This is a genomic window from Piscinibacter sp. XHJ-5, from assembly GCF_029855045.1.
Lineage (GTDB): Bacteria > Pseudomonadota > Gammaproteobacteria > Burkholderiales > Burkholderiaceae_C > Albitalea.
The window spans coordinates 2,159,724-2,171,707 of sequence record NZ_CP123228.1; the positions used below are offsets into that span (position 1 = coordinate 2,159,724).

Sequence of the window (11,984 nt, forward strand, 5' to 3'; positions counted from 1 at the left end):
TTCCTTCCTAGATCACGTCTTGCTCGCGCAGGGTCCGTCGCTTCGCCTCGTCGTAGCCGAGGAGTTCGGCGAGCACTTCATCCGTGTGCTCGCCCAGGCTCGGCGGCGGCAGGCGGTATTGCACCGGCGTGTCCGACAGCCGGATCGGGTTGGCCAGCATCGGCATGTCCGCTCGTTTCGGATGCGCCATGTGAACCAACATCCCACGCGCCAGCACCTGCGGGTCGGCGAACACGTCTTCGAGTTCGTTGACCGGTCCACAGGGCACGCCCACCGCGGCCAAGGCGTCGATCCAGTGCTGCTTCGGTCGCGTCAGAAAGATCGAATCCAGCACGGCGTTCAGCGCTGCGCGGTGGCGGATTCGGTCCGGATTGGTTGTGAAGCGAGGATCGGTCGGCAAGTCAGGTCGGCCGAGCACGCGCGTCAGCTTTTCCCATTGAGCCTTGTTGCCGACGACAAGCATGATCGGCCCATCCTCGCAGCGGTACATCTGCGAAGGCGCGGCCGTCGGCGAGGCGGTTCCGGATCGGGGCGGGGCTTCACCCGACACGAGGTAACCCATCGCCGCGTGGGAAAGCGACGCCACTTGCGCGTCGAGGAGCGCCAGGTCGATGTACTGGCCTTCGCCGGAGACGGCGTCGCGATGCTCCAGTGCGGCGAGGATCGCGACGGATGCGTACATCCCGGCCATGAGGTCGGAAACGATGAGACCGACCTTCTGTGGCCCACCGCCCGGCTCGTCGTCAGGCTGGCCGGTGACCGCCATGAGCCCGCCCATGCCCTGGAAGATGGAGTCGTAGCCGGGCTTCCTGCAGTACGGACCCGTCTGGCCGAAGCCGGTGATGGAGCAGTACACCAGGCGCGGGGAGCCTGCTTGCAACGAGGGGTAGTCGAGTCTGTAGCGAGCAAGGTCGCCGACCTTGTAGTTCTCGATCAGCACGTCGCAGGTTTTCGCGAGTGTGCGGACGATCTCCTGGCCTTCGGGGCGGGAGATGTCCACGGTGACCGACTTCTTGTTGCGGTTGGCGCTGAGGAAAAAGCCGGATTCATGGGTCGGGGCGCCTTGGTCGTCGAGCAAGAACGGCGGTCCGAGCCGGCGGGCGTCGTCGCCTTCGCCGGGGCGCTCGACCTTGATGACTTCGGCGCCGAGATCGGCCAGCATCTGTCCGGCCCAGGGGCCCGCGAACACGCGGCTCAGGTCCAGCACGCGCAGGTGGGAGAGGGCGCCGCGGCGCGGAGTCGGCTCGCGATCCATGGCGCTCAATCCAGCTGAAGGTTGAGCGGCTTGACGATGCGTTCCCAGGTTCGGGTGTGCTCTTCGATCAGGCCACCGAACCGTTGGGCGTCGAGCGTCGGGGCGATGGCGCCATGGGCCTCGAGTTGCGACCTCACCTCGGGCATCTTCAGCACCTCGTTCACTGTCCGATTGAGCAGTTCGACCACCGGCCCCGGCGTCGCGGCCGGCGCCACCAGCCCATACCAGGAATAAGCCACCATCTGCGGCAGCCCGGACTCCTTGAAGGTCGGAACACCGGGCAGCAAGGGCGAGCGGGTGTCCGACGTGATGCCCAAGCCCTTCAGCTGCCCACTGCGGATGCGCGGGATGGCGGTCGACACCGCGTCGAAATTCAGCTGCACGTGACCGGCAAGCAGGTCGCTGCTCGCGGGACCGGAACCCTTGTACGGGACGTCCGGGATGTCGACGCCGGCGGCCGATCGCAGCATCTCGTCGACGAGGTGCGTCGAAGAGCCGGGGCCCAGCATGGCGAAGTTCAGCTTGCCGGGATTGGCGCGGGCATAGGCAAGGAGCCCGGCCGCATCCTGGGCCAGCACGGAAGGGTGCGCCACCAGCACGAAAGGCGTCAGCCCGGTCAGGGCCACGGGGGTGAAATCCGTCACCTTGTAGGTGAGCTTGCGGAACATCAAGGGGTTGGTGGAAAGAGTGCTCGTCGTGGCCATCAGCAAGGTATAGCCGTCGGGCGCCGATCGGGCCACGGCTTCGGCGCCCAGCATGGTGGAGGCGCCGGGCTTGTTCTCCACGACGACCGGCTGCGCCAGTTTCTCGGCCAGCCTGGTGGCCACCAGGCGAGCCAGCACGTCGGTGAAGCCCCCGGGTGCGTAGGGCACCACGATGCGGATGGGCCGCTCGGGCCAGGCGGCGGAGGCGGGTCCATGGACAAGGGCAGCCGCTGCGGTCAAGGGAAGGAGGAGCTTGCGCAAGAACGACATCGTCGTCTCCGATGGGATTGCCAGGTCGCCGCGGGCCGTCAACGACGCTGGCGCACCCGTTCGAGCAAGTCGTAGACCGGGTCGGCCGGCGAGCGCTCGCCGGTGGGCTGGCGCGCCGCAAACAACGCGACGTTGTGCTGCGCGAGTTCAGCGCGCGTGCGCTCCTCGATCCAGTCATAGACCACGGTGCGTGCGGCGATGCGCCATTCGCCCTGGCGGCGTTCGAAATGATCGAGATAGCGGCCGCACAGCAAGGTGCGCAACGTGGGGGCGGCCACGTTGGTTTGCAGAGCGAAGAAGCTGCTTTCCACTGCGGCAGCGTCGCCATGCAGCTCGATCAGGATGTTGTTGACCTGGTGGACGCCGCGGCCACCAGCGCGCAGTCGCGGCAGGGCGTGTTCGATGAAGCCGTTGGCGGAGCCGACGTAGGCGCCGTGAGTGTCGTGCGCGTCCGGCCAGTAAGCGGAGCGCAGCAGTTCCTCGTCGGCGCGATCGATGCCGCGGCAGTATCGGTACAGGCAGTCGCGAATCGCTTCCTTGTCGACGAGTGCGCGCAGCTCGGCCTGACTGGTTGCTTCCATGCGGCAAGCATACGTCTGAAGTGGAACGTAGTCCACTAAGCGGACTCAAAGGAATGCATTGATGCGAAAGGCGGTGAAGCCTGGGAGACTTCACGACATGGATCTGTCGCAGGAACAGGTGCTTGCGATATAGTTCCATGCACCGAAACGGGAACCAGGAAGGAAATCATGATTCGTGCCGTCGGCCGTGCGCTGGCCATCTTCGATGCCTTTGACAACGAGCACCTGAGCCTCTCGCTGCAGGAGATCGCCGAGCGCATCAAGATGCCCAAGACGACTGCATTTCGCCTCGTCAATACGCTCGAACGCGCGGGCTTCCTTGTCCGCATGGACAACCAGCAGTACTGCCTGTCGCTGAAGATGGCCCGCCTGGGCGGGCTGGTGCGCAGCACCTTGAGCGTGCGCGAAATTGCTCGTGCAGTCATGCTCGAGGTGAACGCGCAAACGAAGGAAACGATCACGCTGAACGCAGCCATGGGGAACGAGCGAATGGTGCTGGAGGTGGTCGATACCCCTTCGCCCCTGATGTCGATGGCACGGCTTGGGCAGCACATGCCGATGCTGCTCGGCGCCGCCAGCCGAGTTCTGCTGGCGTACATGGACCCGCGTGAGTTGGAGCAGGTGCTGAAGGTCAACACGGCGGGTGTCGACAACTTCGACCGCGTGGCGTTCGACCGTGAGCTCGCGCGCGCCCGCCGACAGGGCTACGCGGTCACCCGCGGCACGCGGGTTCCCGGCCTCACCGCCATCGCCGTGCCGATCTTCGACATCCAGAACCAGGTGCCGTACTGCCTGGCGGTCACCGGCCCCAGCGTGCGCGTCGATCCTCGTGACTTGGAACTGGCCGACATCATGATCGCCGCCGGCCGCGACATCTCCAATCGGCTGGGCGCCAGTCCGGAACACGGTGTCGACATGAAGCTGCTCATGTCCGACAAGTCCATGGATCGCGAGGAGGCGCCTGCCAAGAAGAAGCCCGCCGCAAAAAAGAAGCCCGCGGCGAAGAGGTTGCTCGCGGCCGCCTGAGCCGCTGCGGCGCTGCGAGGGCGCTCAGGCTGCGGTGGGCGCAAAGTCCTTGAACCCCTTGCCCTCGTCCACCAGCCGCCTCAGAAGCGGCGCCGGCGTCCAGAAGGCGCCGTGCTGGCGCTCGAACTCGCAGATCCGCGCGTAGACCGTGGAGAGCCCCACCGTGTCGGCATAGAACATCGGTCCCCCGCGCCAAGCGGGGAATCCGTAGCCGTTCACGTAGATGAGGTCGATGTCGGAGGAGCGCTGGGCGATGCCTTCCTCCAGCACCTTGGCGCCTTCGTTGACCAAGGCATAGATGCAGCGTTCCACGATCTCCTCGTGGGTGATCGCTCGGCGCTGGATGCCGGCTTCCTTCGCGCACTGCTCGATGATGTCGTTCACCAGGGGGTCGGGCACCGGCGTGCGGCTGCCCGCTTCGTACTTGTAGAAGCCCGCGCCGGTCTTCTGTCCGAAGCGGCCCATTTCGCAAAGGCGATCCGCCACTTTCGAGTAGCGCAGGTGCACCGGCCGCGTCGACGCCTGGCGCTTTCGGCTGGACCAGCTGATGTCCAGGCCGGCGAGGTCGGACATCGCGAACCGCCCCATCGCGAGGCCGAACTGCTTCAGCGCGCCGTCCACCTGCTCCGGGCTGGCGCCTTCCTCCAGCAGGAACTCCGCTTCTCGCGCGTACTGCGCCACCATGCGGTTGCCGACGAAGCCGTCGCACACGCCCACGAGCACCGGCAGCTTGCCGATCTTGCGCACCACGGTCATCGACGTGACGATGACCTGCGGCGAGGTGGCCCGGCCGCGCACGACTTCCACGAGGCGCATCACGTTGGCCGGGCTGAAGAAGTGCAGGCCGATCACCGAGGCGGGACGGGACGTGCTGTCGGCGATCTCATTCACGTCGAGCCGGGAGGTGTTGGTGGCGAGCACGGCATCGGGCTTGCAGATGGCGTCGAGCTTGCCGAACAGATCTTTCTTCACGCCCATGTCCTCGAACACCGCCTCGATGACGAGGTCTGCGTCGGCGACTGCAGCGAAGTCCAGCGAAGTCTCGATCCGTGCGACGCGGCGATCCGCCTCTTCCTTCGACAGCTTGCCCTTGGCGACGGTACCGGCGTAGTTGCTGCGGATCGTCGCGAGGCCGCGGTCGAGGGCTTCCTGCTTCATCTCCAGCAGGACGACCGGAATGCCGGCACTCGCAAAGCTCATCGCGATGCCACCGCCCATGGTGCCCGCGCCGATGACGCCGACCTGGCGAACTTCCGCGGCGGCGATGTCGGCCGGAATGTCAGACACCTTGGCCGCTGCCCGCTCGGCCAGGAACAGGTGGCGCAGCGCTTTCGACTCGGTGCCGTTGACCAGCACGTCGAAGCGCTCGCGCTCGAACTTCATGCCGTCTTCGAACGGCATGAAAACCGCCGCCTTGATGCACGCAAGACACTCCAGCGGCGCCGGCAGGCCGCGCTTGGCGGCCGTGATACGCGCGTGCTCGGTGTCGAAGAACTTCGGATCGGCAGGCGCGAGCGCCTGGCGTCGCGACACCACCGGGTGGTCGCTGCGCTGTGCAACGCGCTCCGCGAAGGCGATGGCGGCCGGCAGCAGGTCACCCGCAGTGACTTCGTCCACCAGGCCGATGGCGAGCGCTTGTTCCGCCGTGACCGGCTCGCCTTCGGTGATCATGCGCACCGCGGCCTCGACACCCGCCAGCCGGGGCAGGCGCTGAGTGCCGCCACCGCCGGGAAGCAGCCCGAGCTTCACCTCCGGCAAGCCCAGCTTCGCACCGGCCTGCGCAACGCGGTAGTGGCATCCCATGGCGAACTCGAGGCCGAGGCCGAGGGCGCTGCCGTGGATCGCCGCGATCACCGGCTTGTGCGACTGCTCGATGTTCTTCACGATGGTGCGCGAGCTCGGCTCGGCGCGCGAGGCCGGAGTGTTGAAGGCCTTCACGTCAGCGCCGCCGCAGAACAGCTTGCCGGCGCCGATGATGACGACGGCCTTCACCGCCGCATCCGACCAGGCGGCGTCGAGGTGGGCGGCCAGCTCTCGGCGCACTTCGTGGCCCATCGCGTTCACGGGCGGGTTGTTCAGCCTGACGACGGCCACGGCGCCATGGAGGGAGTAGTTTTCGGTCAGCATGGCGACGATTCTAGGATTCGGAATTGATTCCAACAAGCGAAACTTCTATCATCGCCGCATGAGCAGCATCGACATGGAACGCCGCGGCGCCGTCGCCATCGTGACCCTCGACAACCCGGCTGCCCGCAATGCGCTGGACCTTGAAATGCGGCGCGCGCTGCTGGAGACATTTCGAGGTCTCGCCGAGCAGGACGACGTCCGCGCAGTGCTTCTTACCGGCGCAGGCGACGCGTTCTGCGCCGGAGCGGATGTAGGGAAGATGGGCGGCCGCGACCTGGCCGGCGCACGGCAGCGAATGAAGACCATGCACGCGATGATCCTTGCGGTGCACGGACTCGACAAGCCGGTGGTGGCCGCCGTGCGCGGCCCGGCCGTGGGCATCGGTTTCAGTCTGGCGATGGCCTGTGACGTGGTGGTCGCATCGTCGCAGTCGAATTTCTCGCAGATCTTTACCAAGGTGGGACTCGCCCCCGACGGCGGGGCCATCTGGTTCCTGGCGCGGCAGATGGGCTTCTCGCAGGCGCGGGAACTGGTGTTCGGGGCGCGCAAGCTGGGCGGCGACGAGGCGCATGCGCTCGGGCTGGTGAACCGGCTGGTCGAGGACGAGAAGGTGTTCGACGAGGCGCTCACATTGGCAACGCAGTACGCCGAGGGCCCCGGCCTGGCGATCGCGTTGGCCAAGCAGTTGTTCGCCGCCAGCGTCTCCCCCAGCCTGGCGCAGTTCCTCGAGGCCGAATTGCTGGTCGGTCCGCAGCTGTCGCAGACCGCCGACCATGCCGAGGGGCGCGCCGCGTTCGGCGAGAAGCGCAAGCCGCGGTTCACCGGGCGCTGATTCAGACGGTGCTGGCGTTACCCAATACCACCGTGCTCTGGCTCGACAGCACGCCGCCATTGCCGTGGGCGATGGCCGTCTCGCAGCCGGGCACCTGACGAGCGCTGCATTCGCCTCGCAGTTGCCTCACGGCCTCCATCAGCACGAACAGGCCGTACATGCCCGGGTGGCAATAGGACAGGCCGCCGCCGTTCGTGTTGACCGGCAGCCTGCCGCCGGGGGCGATCGCGCCGTCGGCGACGAACCGGCCGCCTTCTCCCTTGGGGCAGAAGCCGAGGTCTTCGAGAAACAGCAACGTGGTGATCGTGAAGGCGTCGTACACCATCACCACGTCGATGTCCCGTGACGTGAGACCGGCCATGGCGTAGGCCTGCGCCCCGGAACTGGCCGCGCCTGTCACAGTCAGGTCGGGCATGCTGCTGATGTTCTGGTGGCTGATGGTCTCGCCCGTTCCGAGCACGAACGTTGGCGGCTTGCGCAGCGTCCTTGCCCGCTCCGCCGAGGTCATCACGAGCGCGCCGCCCCCGTCGGTGACCAGGCAACAGTCGCGAACCGTCAATGGAGAGCTCACCAGGCGAGAACCGAGCACCTGCTCGACGGTGAGCGGCGTCTTCTCCCACGCGGCCGGATTGAGAAGCGCCCATCCGCGCGCCGCCACCGCGATCTGCGCGAGCTGCTCCCGCGTCGTGCCGTACTGATGCATGTGCCGGGAGGCGGCCAGCGCGTAGGCGCTCGCGGGTGTGACCGGCCGATACGGCGTTTCGTAGGGATTCACTTCGCGCGGCGCCGTGTTGCTGCGTCCGGCGCTGCGCTGCGTGCTGCCGTACGCGATAACCGCGACCTCGCACAGCCCCGCCTCGATGGCGGCTTGGGCGTGGGCCACGTGGGTCATGAACGATGAGCCGCCCATCATGGTGCAGTCCTGGTATCGGGGCGTGAGCTGGAGGTACTCGCACAGGGCGGTGCTCGGCATCCGGCTCTGGCCGGCCGCCGCGAACACGCCGTCGACGTCGGCGAGGCCGAGGCCGCAATCGGCGAGCGCCCGTTGCGCGCCTTGCGCCATGAGGTCGATGACGCTCATGCCGGCCGCCACTTCGCCGAGGTCCGACTCGGCGACACCGACGATCGCAGCCGCGCCTCGTCTCAGCGTGGGCTTCATGCGGCGTCCACCGGATCGAACACGGGGTAGGGGCCATCGTTCTCCTCGGCAGGGTGGATGCGCGCCTTGACGCGCATGCCGATGCGGACCTGCTCGGGGGGGATGGACTCCACCCGGCTCATGAGCCGGAAGCCTTCGTCCATGTCGACGAGAACCACGTTGTAGGCGGGCTCGCCCTTGGGCGCGATCACCGTGGCGGCGTACACGACGCCCAGGCCCTTGCTGGCCACCCAGCGCAGCTCGCCTTCGTAGCCTGCCGGCGCCACCACGCGCGGATAGAACAGCGGACGGCCGTGGTCGTCCACCTGGTAGGCCAGTTCTCCCCGCGAAAGGTGGGATCGGTACTGCTCGAGGGGAGAAGTCTCGAGGGAAGGAGTTGGATGAGTCGTCATCGCGGTGCCAGTTCCATTCCGTGGAAGCTCGTTCATTATGCCCACGGCAAAGCCATGTCGCAAAGAGTCATTCCACTTGACGAACCAAGTTCCACATTGGAAACTAGATCAGATTCCACCGTCCCCGCCGCATTGACCCGGCCCCGCTCAATGAACACTGACAGCTGGGAACTCCCCGAGGAGCTCCGCCAGATCCAGGACACCGTCGCCCGCTTCATGTCCGCGGAGGTCAAGCCCGCCGAGGACAAGCTTCCTCACGACGCGTACGAACTGCCGGCCGATGAGCTGGACCGGCTGCAACGCAAGGCTCGCGACATCGGGCTCTGGTGCGTGAGGTCGCCCGAGGAATACGGTGGTGCGGGCCTCAGCCTGCTGGGCCAGGCGGTCGTCGCAGAAGAGGCGGCCAAGTGCCGCATGGGTGCCTACGTGCCGGCCTGCGGTGCCTTCGGCGCCGACCCGCCGAACGCGATCTGGCTCGGCACCAAGGACCAGATCGAGCGCTTCGGCGTGCCCGGGATCCGGCAGGGCAAGAAGATCTACTTCGCGATCAGCGAAGCCTCCGGCGGCGCCGACCCGGCGCGCTCGATACGCGCGCGTGCCGTGCGCAAGGGCGACAAGTACCTCCTGAACGGCAGCAAGATGTGGATCACCGGCGCCAAGGGCGCCGACTGGGGAATCGTCTTCGCGCGCACCGGGGAGCAGGGCGATCGCGGCGGCATCACCGCCTTCATCGTCAAGGGCAATCCGGAAGGCATGAGCTTGAAGCCGATCCCCGTGATCCGCTCCTACGCGCCCTACGAGATCACCTTCAAGGACGTGGAAGTCCCGGTGGAGGACCGCCTGGGCGATGAAGGGCAAGGCTTCGCGATCTGCGAGACGTGGCTCATCGAGGGCCGCATTCCGTACGCCGCGGGCACCCTGGGCGTGGCGCAGGCAGCGCTGCAGATCGCGATCGACTGGGCGAAGGAGCGCGAGACCTTTCGCTCAAAGCTGGCGGACAAGCAGGCCATCCAGTGGATGGTCGCCGACAGCGAGATGGAACTGCGCGCGGCGCGCCTGCTGACCTGGCAGGCCGCCTGGATCGCCGACCTGGGGCGAGGAGACCTGAAGATCGCCTCGTCGATCGCCAAGGTCACCGCCACTGAAACGGCGGGCCGCGTGGTGGACCGCGCGATCCAGATCCTGGGCGGCCTGGGGGTCTCGCAGGAGTTGCCGCTGGAACGCTGGTACCGGGAGCTGCGGATCAAGCGCATCGGCGAGGGACCCTCCGAGGTGCATCGCATGGTGCTCGCCCGCCACCTGCTGGGCTCGAGCCGCTGACCATGTCCATCGACCTCGACGTCCCGGAAGACGGCATCGTCGTCATCACGATCAATCGGCTGGAAAAGCGCAACGCGCTGGACGCCGAGCACTACCAGGCGCTCACCGAGGCCTGGACGCGCGTGCGCGACGACGACGCGATCCGGGTGGCGATCGTCACGGGTGCGGGGGACAAGGTGTTCAGCGCGGGTGCCGACCTGAAGTCATGGATCGGACGTGCGGCGCCCCTGTCCGAGATGTGGCAGACCCAGAAAGGGATGCTGCTCAATCGCGGTCTGGAGATCTGGAAGCCCGTGATCGCGGCCATCAACGGCCACTGCCTGGCGGGCGGAATGACGTTGATGCTCGCCACCGACCTGCGGGTGACGGCCGACCATGCGACCTTCGCTCTCAGCGAAGTGAAGCGCGGCATCATTCCTGCCAATGGCGGCACGCAGCGGCTTCCGGCGCAACTGCCGCACGCCATCGCGATGGAAATGCTGCTGATCGGCGATGCCATCGACGCGCCAACGGCGCAACGCTGGGGGCTCGTCAACCGCGTGGTGCCAGCAGACCGGGTCATGGAGACGGCGCTGGAGCTTGCCCGTCGCGTCGCGGCCAATGCGCCGCTGGCCGTGCAGGCCATCAAGGAGCTCGCGCTGCGTGGACAGTCCGATGGCCTGGCCGCCGGCCTGCGCTTCGAGCAGTTCGTGCAGAAGGTGCTGCAGTCCACCGAGGACGCCGCGGAAGGCCGGCAGGCGTTCGCCGACAAGCGACCGCCGCGGTTCAAGGGGAGCTGATGGGCCTCAGCGGACGGTACGTGATCGGTGGCATCGGCCACACTGCCTTTGGCAAATTGCCGGGCCGCGACACCGTGTCGATGAACGTCGAGGCTTGCCGCAATGCACTGGCCGAGGCCCGCATCGAGAAGTCGGTGGTGGACGCGGTCTTCGTGAAGGTGCCGAGCTCGGCGCACCAGTTCATGTACGGGCAGAAGGTCGCCGAGGCGCTGGGCATCGCGCCCCGCATGGGCGGTGCCTGGGATCAGGGAGGCGCCGCCAACATCACCTTGCTGTCGTTCGCGATCATGGGGATCGAAGCCGGTCAGTGCGACGTCGCGCTGGTCTGCTACGCCGACAACCCGCGAACCGGGAATCGCGCGCACTTCGGTCGCCCACGTGGCGATGACGCTGCCTACGGCTGGTTCTCCACTGCAGCGGGCTACGCCATGATCCACCGGCGCCATGCGATCGAATACGGCACGCGCCCCGAGGACTTCGCCGCGGTCGCCATCGCCTGCCGCAAGCACGGTGCGGCGAACCCGCAGGCCCAGCTGCGCGCGGCCATCGACCTGGACAAATACATGGAATCGCCCTGGGTGGTGGACCCACTGCGCAAGGACGACTGCGCTCTCGTGTCCGATGGCGGCGCTGCAATGGTCGTCATGAGTGCGAAGCGCGCTCGCGAGCTGGGGGTGCCCGAGCCTGTTCCGGTTCTCGGCTTCGGCCATGGGCAGACGTCCTTCGAGCTTCCACAGCGCGCCACGCTCACCTCCACCGAGGCGGTGCGTGCGGGCGGTACCGCGTTCGCGATGGCTGGCTTGCAGCCGAAGGACATCGACGTGGCGCAGCTGTATGACTGCTTCACGATCACGGTCCTGATGACGCTCGAGGACTACGGCTTCTGCCGCAAGGGCGAGGCGGGTGCCTTCGTCGCCGACGGCGCGATCGAGATCGGCGGCCGCCTGCCGATCAACACGAGCGGCGGCCTGCTGTCCGAGACCGGCATGCCGGGACTGCAGCTGGTGATGGAAGGCGTGCGCCAGATGCGCGGCACCGCCGCGCTGCAGGTGCCGGGTGCGAAGACCTGCCTCGTCAGCAACCAGGGCGGGACCATGCACACCCATGCCACCCTGATCCTCGGTGCGTGACATGGACCTGCCCAAGCCCGAACCCACCGACGTGAGCCGCCCGTTCTGGGACGCCTTGCGAGAAGGTCATCTCGTGTTCCAGCGCTGCGCGTGCGGCCATGCGTTCCTGCCAGCCCGCCGGGAGTGTCCCGCTTGCTTGCGTCCCGACCCGACATGGGAGCGCGCCAGCGGCAAGGGCCGGCTGGTGAGCTGGGTCGTGTACCACACCGCCTACCACCCCGCCTTCGAAGGCCGCCTGCCCTACAACGTGGCGCTCGTCGAACTCGTGGAAGGGCCCCGCCTGCTGACCAACATCGTCGACCCGAACGACGCCCTGGCCGGAGACGCGCCGGTCGAACTCAAGATCGAATGGGAAGGCGAGACCGCACTGTCACGGTTCCGCCTCGCCGCCCGCTGAACCTCCCATCCC

12 protein-coding genes are annotated in these 11,984 nt (G+C 67.2%); 6 read left to right on the forward strand and 6 right to left on the reverse strand.

Annotated features, from left to right (window positions below; translation table 11 throughout):
* Positions 1-7 precede the first annotated feature (7 nt).
* The 3 genes from P7V53_RS10130 to P7V53_RS10140 are packed head-to-tail and all read right to left on the reverse strand — an operon-like array spanning position 8 to position 2,810.
* The gene (locus P7V53_RS10130; RefSeq protein WP_280155360.1) at positions 8-1,255 is read right to left on the reverse strand and encodes a CoA transferase; all 1,248 of its coding nucleotides are present in this window, start codon (positions 1,253-1,255) and stop codon (positions 8-10) included.
* Positions 1,256-1,260: 5 nt separating this feature from the next.
* The gene (locus P7V53_RS10135) at positions 1,261-2,220 is read right to left on the reverse strand and encodes a tripartite tricarboxylate transporter substrate binding protein (RefSeq protein ID WP_280155361.1); all 960 of its coding nucleotides are present in this window, start codon (positions 2,218-2,220) and stop codon (positions 1,261-1,263) included.
* Between the two features lie 47 nt (positions 2,221-2,267).
* The gene (locus tag P7V53_RS10140) at positions 2,268-2,810 is read right to left on the reverse strand and encodes a nuclear transport factor 2 family protein (protein ID WP_280155362.1); all 543 of its coding nucleotides are present in this window, start codon (positions 2,808-2,810) and stop codon (positions 2,268-2,270) included.
* 168 nt (positions 2,811-2,978) lie between these two features.
* Between P7V53_RS10140 and P7V53_RS10145 the strand changes: the two genes are divergently transcribed.
* Positions 2,979-3,836, forward strand: a complete 858-nt coding sequence (locus P7V53_RS10145) for an IclR family transcriptional regulator (protein ID WP_280155363.1) — start codon at positions 2,979-2,981, stop codon at positions 3,834-3,836.
* Positions 3,837-3,860: 24 nt separating this feature from the next.
* Here the strand turns inward: P7V53_RS10145 and P7V53_RS10150 are convergent, their stop codons facing one another.
* The gene (locus P7V53_RS10150) at positions 3,861-5,963 is read right to left on the reverse strand and encodes a 3-hydroxyacyl-CoA dehydrogenase NAD-binding domain-containing protein (RefSeq protein ID WP_280156479.1); all 2,103 of its coding nucleotides are present in this window, start codon (positions 5,961-5,963) and stop codon (positions 3,861-3,863) included.
* Positions 5,964-6,021: 58 nt separating this feature from the next.
* On the opposite strand from P7V53_RS10150, the gene P7V53_RS10155 reads away from it, so the two are divergent.
* Positions 6,022-6,795 carry an enoyl-CoA hydratase-related protein gene (locus tag P7V53_RS10155; protein ID WP_280155364.1) on the forward strand — a complete coding sequence of 258 codons (774 nt, stop codon included), beginning with the start codon at positions 6,022-6,024 and terminating at the stop codon, positions 6,793-6,795.
* Position 6,796: 1 nt separating this feature from the next.
* Here P7V53_RS10155 and P7V53_RS10160 read toward each other — a convergent pair whose 3' ends face one another.
* Positions 6,797-7,954, reverse strand: coding sequence for a thiolase (locus P7V53_RS10160; RefSeq protein WP_280155365.1), 1,158 nt, complete (start codon positions 7,952-7,954; stop codon positions 6,797-6,799).
* A complete protein-coding gene (locus tag P7V53_RS10165; RefSeq protein WP_280155366.1) occupies positions 7,951-8,346 on the reverse strand; it encodes an OB-fold domain-containing protein in 396 nt (131 codons plus the stop codon). The genes P7V53_RS10160 and P7V53_RS10165 overlap by 4 nt, the downstream gene beginning before the upstream one ends.
* Here P7V53_RS10165 and P7V53_RS10170 point away from each other — a divergent pair.
* From P7V53_RS10170 to P7V53_RS10185, 4 genes are read left to right on the forward strand one after another with little or no spacing between them, the layout of a single operon-like run.
* Positions 8,335-9,666: an acyl-CoA dehydrogenase family protein gene (locus P7V53_RS10170; RefSeq protein WP_280155367.1), complete on the forward strand. Its 1,332-nt coding sequence runs from the start codon at positions 8,335-8,337 to the stop codon at positions 9,664-9,666. The genes P7V53_RS10165 and P7V53_RS10170 overlap by 12 nt on opposite strands.
* Before the next feature lie 2 nt (positions 9,667-9,668).
* Entirely contained in the window at positions 9,669-10,445 is a 777-nt protein-coding gene (locus tag P7V53_RS10175; protein ID WP_280155368.1) for an enoyl-CoA hydratase-related protein, read from the forward strand.
* Positions 10,445-11,575, forward strand: a complete 1,131-nt coding sequence (locus tag P7V53_RS10180; protein WP_280155369.1) for a thiolase family protein — start codon at positions 10,445-10,447, stop codon at positions 11,573-11,575. The genes P7V53_RS10175 and P7V53_RS10180 overlap by 1 nt, the downstream gene beginning before the upstream one ends.
* A gap of 1 nt (position 11,576) precedes the next feature.
* On the forward strand, positions 11,577-11,972 hold the full coding sequence (locus P7V53_RS10185; RefSeq protein WP_280155370.1) for an OB-fold domain-containing protein: 396 nt from the start codon (positions 11,577-11,579) through the stop codon (positions 11,970-11,972).
* The last annotated feature ends 12 nt before the right edge of the window (positions 11,973-11,984 follow it).

Excerpts from the sequence above, each read along its gene's own strand:
- P7V53_RS10130 (WP_280155360.1), bottom strand. The coding sequence starts at position 1,255 with ATGGATCGCGAGCCGACTCCGCGCCGCGGCGCCCTCTCCCACCTGCGC.
- P7V53_RS10140 (WP_280155362.1), bottom strand. The coding sequence starts at position 2,810 with ATGGAAGCAACCAGTCAGGCCGAGCTGCGCGCACTCGTCGACAAGGAA.
- P7V53_RS10145 (WP_280155363.1), top strand. The coding sequence starts at position 2,979 with ATGATTCGTGCCGTCGGCCGTGCGCTGGCCATCTTCGATGCCTTTGAC.
- P7V53_RS10150 (WP_280156479.1), bottom strand. The coding sequence starts at position 5,963 with ATGCTGACCGAAAACTACTCCCTCCATGGCGCCGTGGCCGTCGTCAGG.
- P7V53_RS10155 (WP_280155364.1), top strand. The coding sequence starts at position 6,022 with ATGAGCAGCATCGACATGGAACGCCGCGGCGCCGTCGCCATCGTGACC.
- P7V53_RS10160 (WP_280155365.1), bottom strand. The coding sequence starts at position 7,954 with ATGAAGCCCACGCTGAGACGAGGCGCGGCTGCGATCGTCGGTGTCGCC.
- P7V53_RS10170 (WP_280155367.1), top strand. The coding sequence starts at position 8,335 with ATGAGTCGTCATCGCGGTGCCAGTTCCATTCCGTGGAAGCTCGTTCAT.
- P7V53_RS10165 (WP_280155366.1), bottom strand. The coding sequence starts at position 8,346 with ATGACGACTCATCCAACTCCTTCCCTCGAGACTTCTCCCCTCGAGCAG.
- P7V53_RS10175 (WP_280155368.1), top strand. The coding sequence starts at position 9,669 with ATGTCCATCGACCTCGACGTCCCGGAAGACGGCATCGTCGTCATCACG.
- P7V53_RS10180 (WP_280155369.1), top strand. The coding sequence starts at position 10,445 with ATGGGCCTCAGCGGACGGTACGTGATCGGTGGCATCGGCCACACTGCC.
- P7V53_RS10185 (WP_280155370.1), top strand. The coding sequence starts at position 11,577 with ATGGACCTGCCCAAGCCCGAACCCACCGACGTGAGCCGCCCGTTCTGG.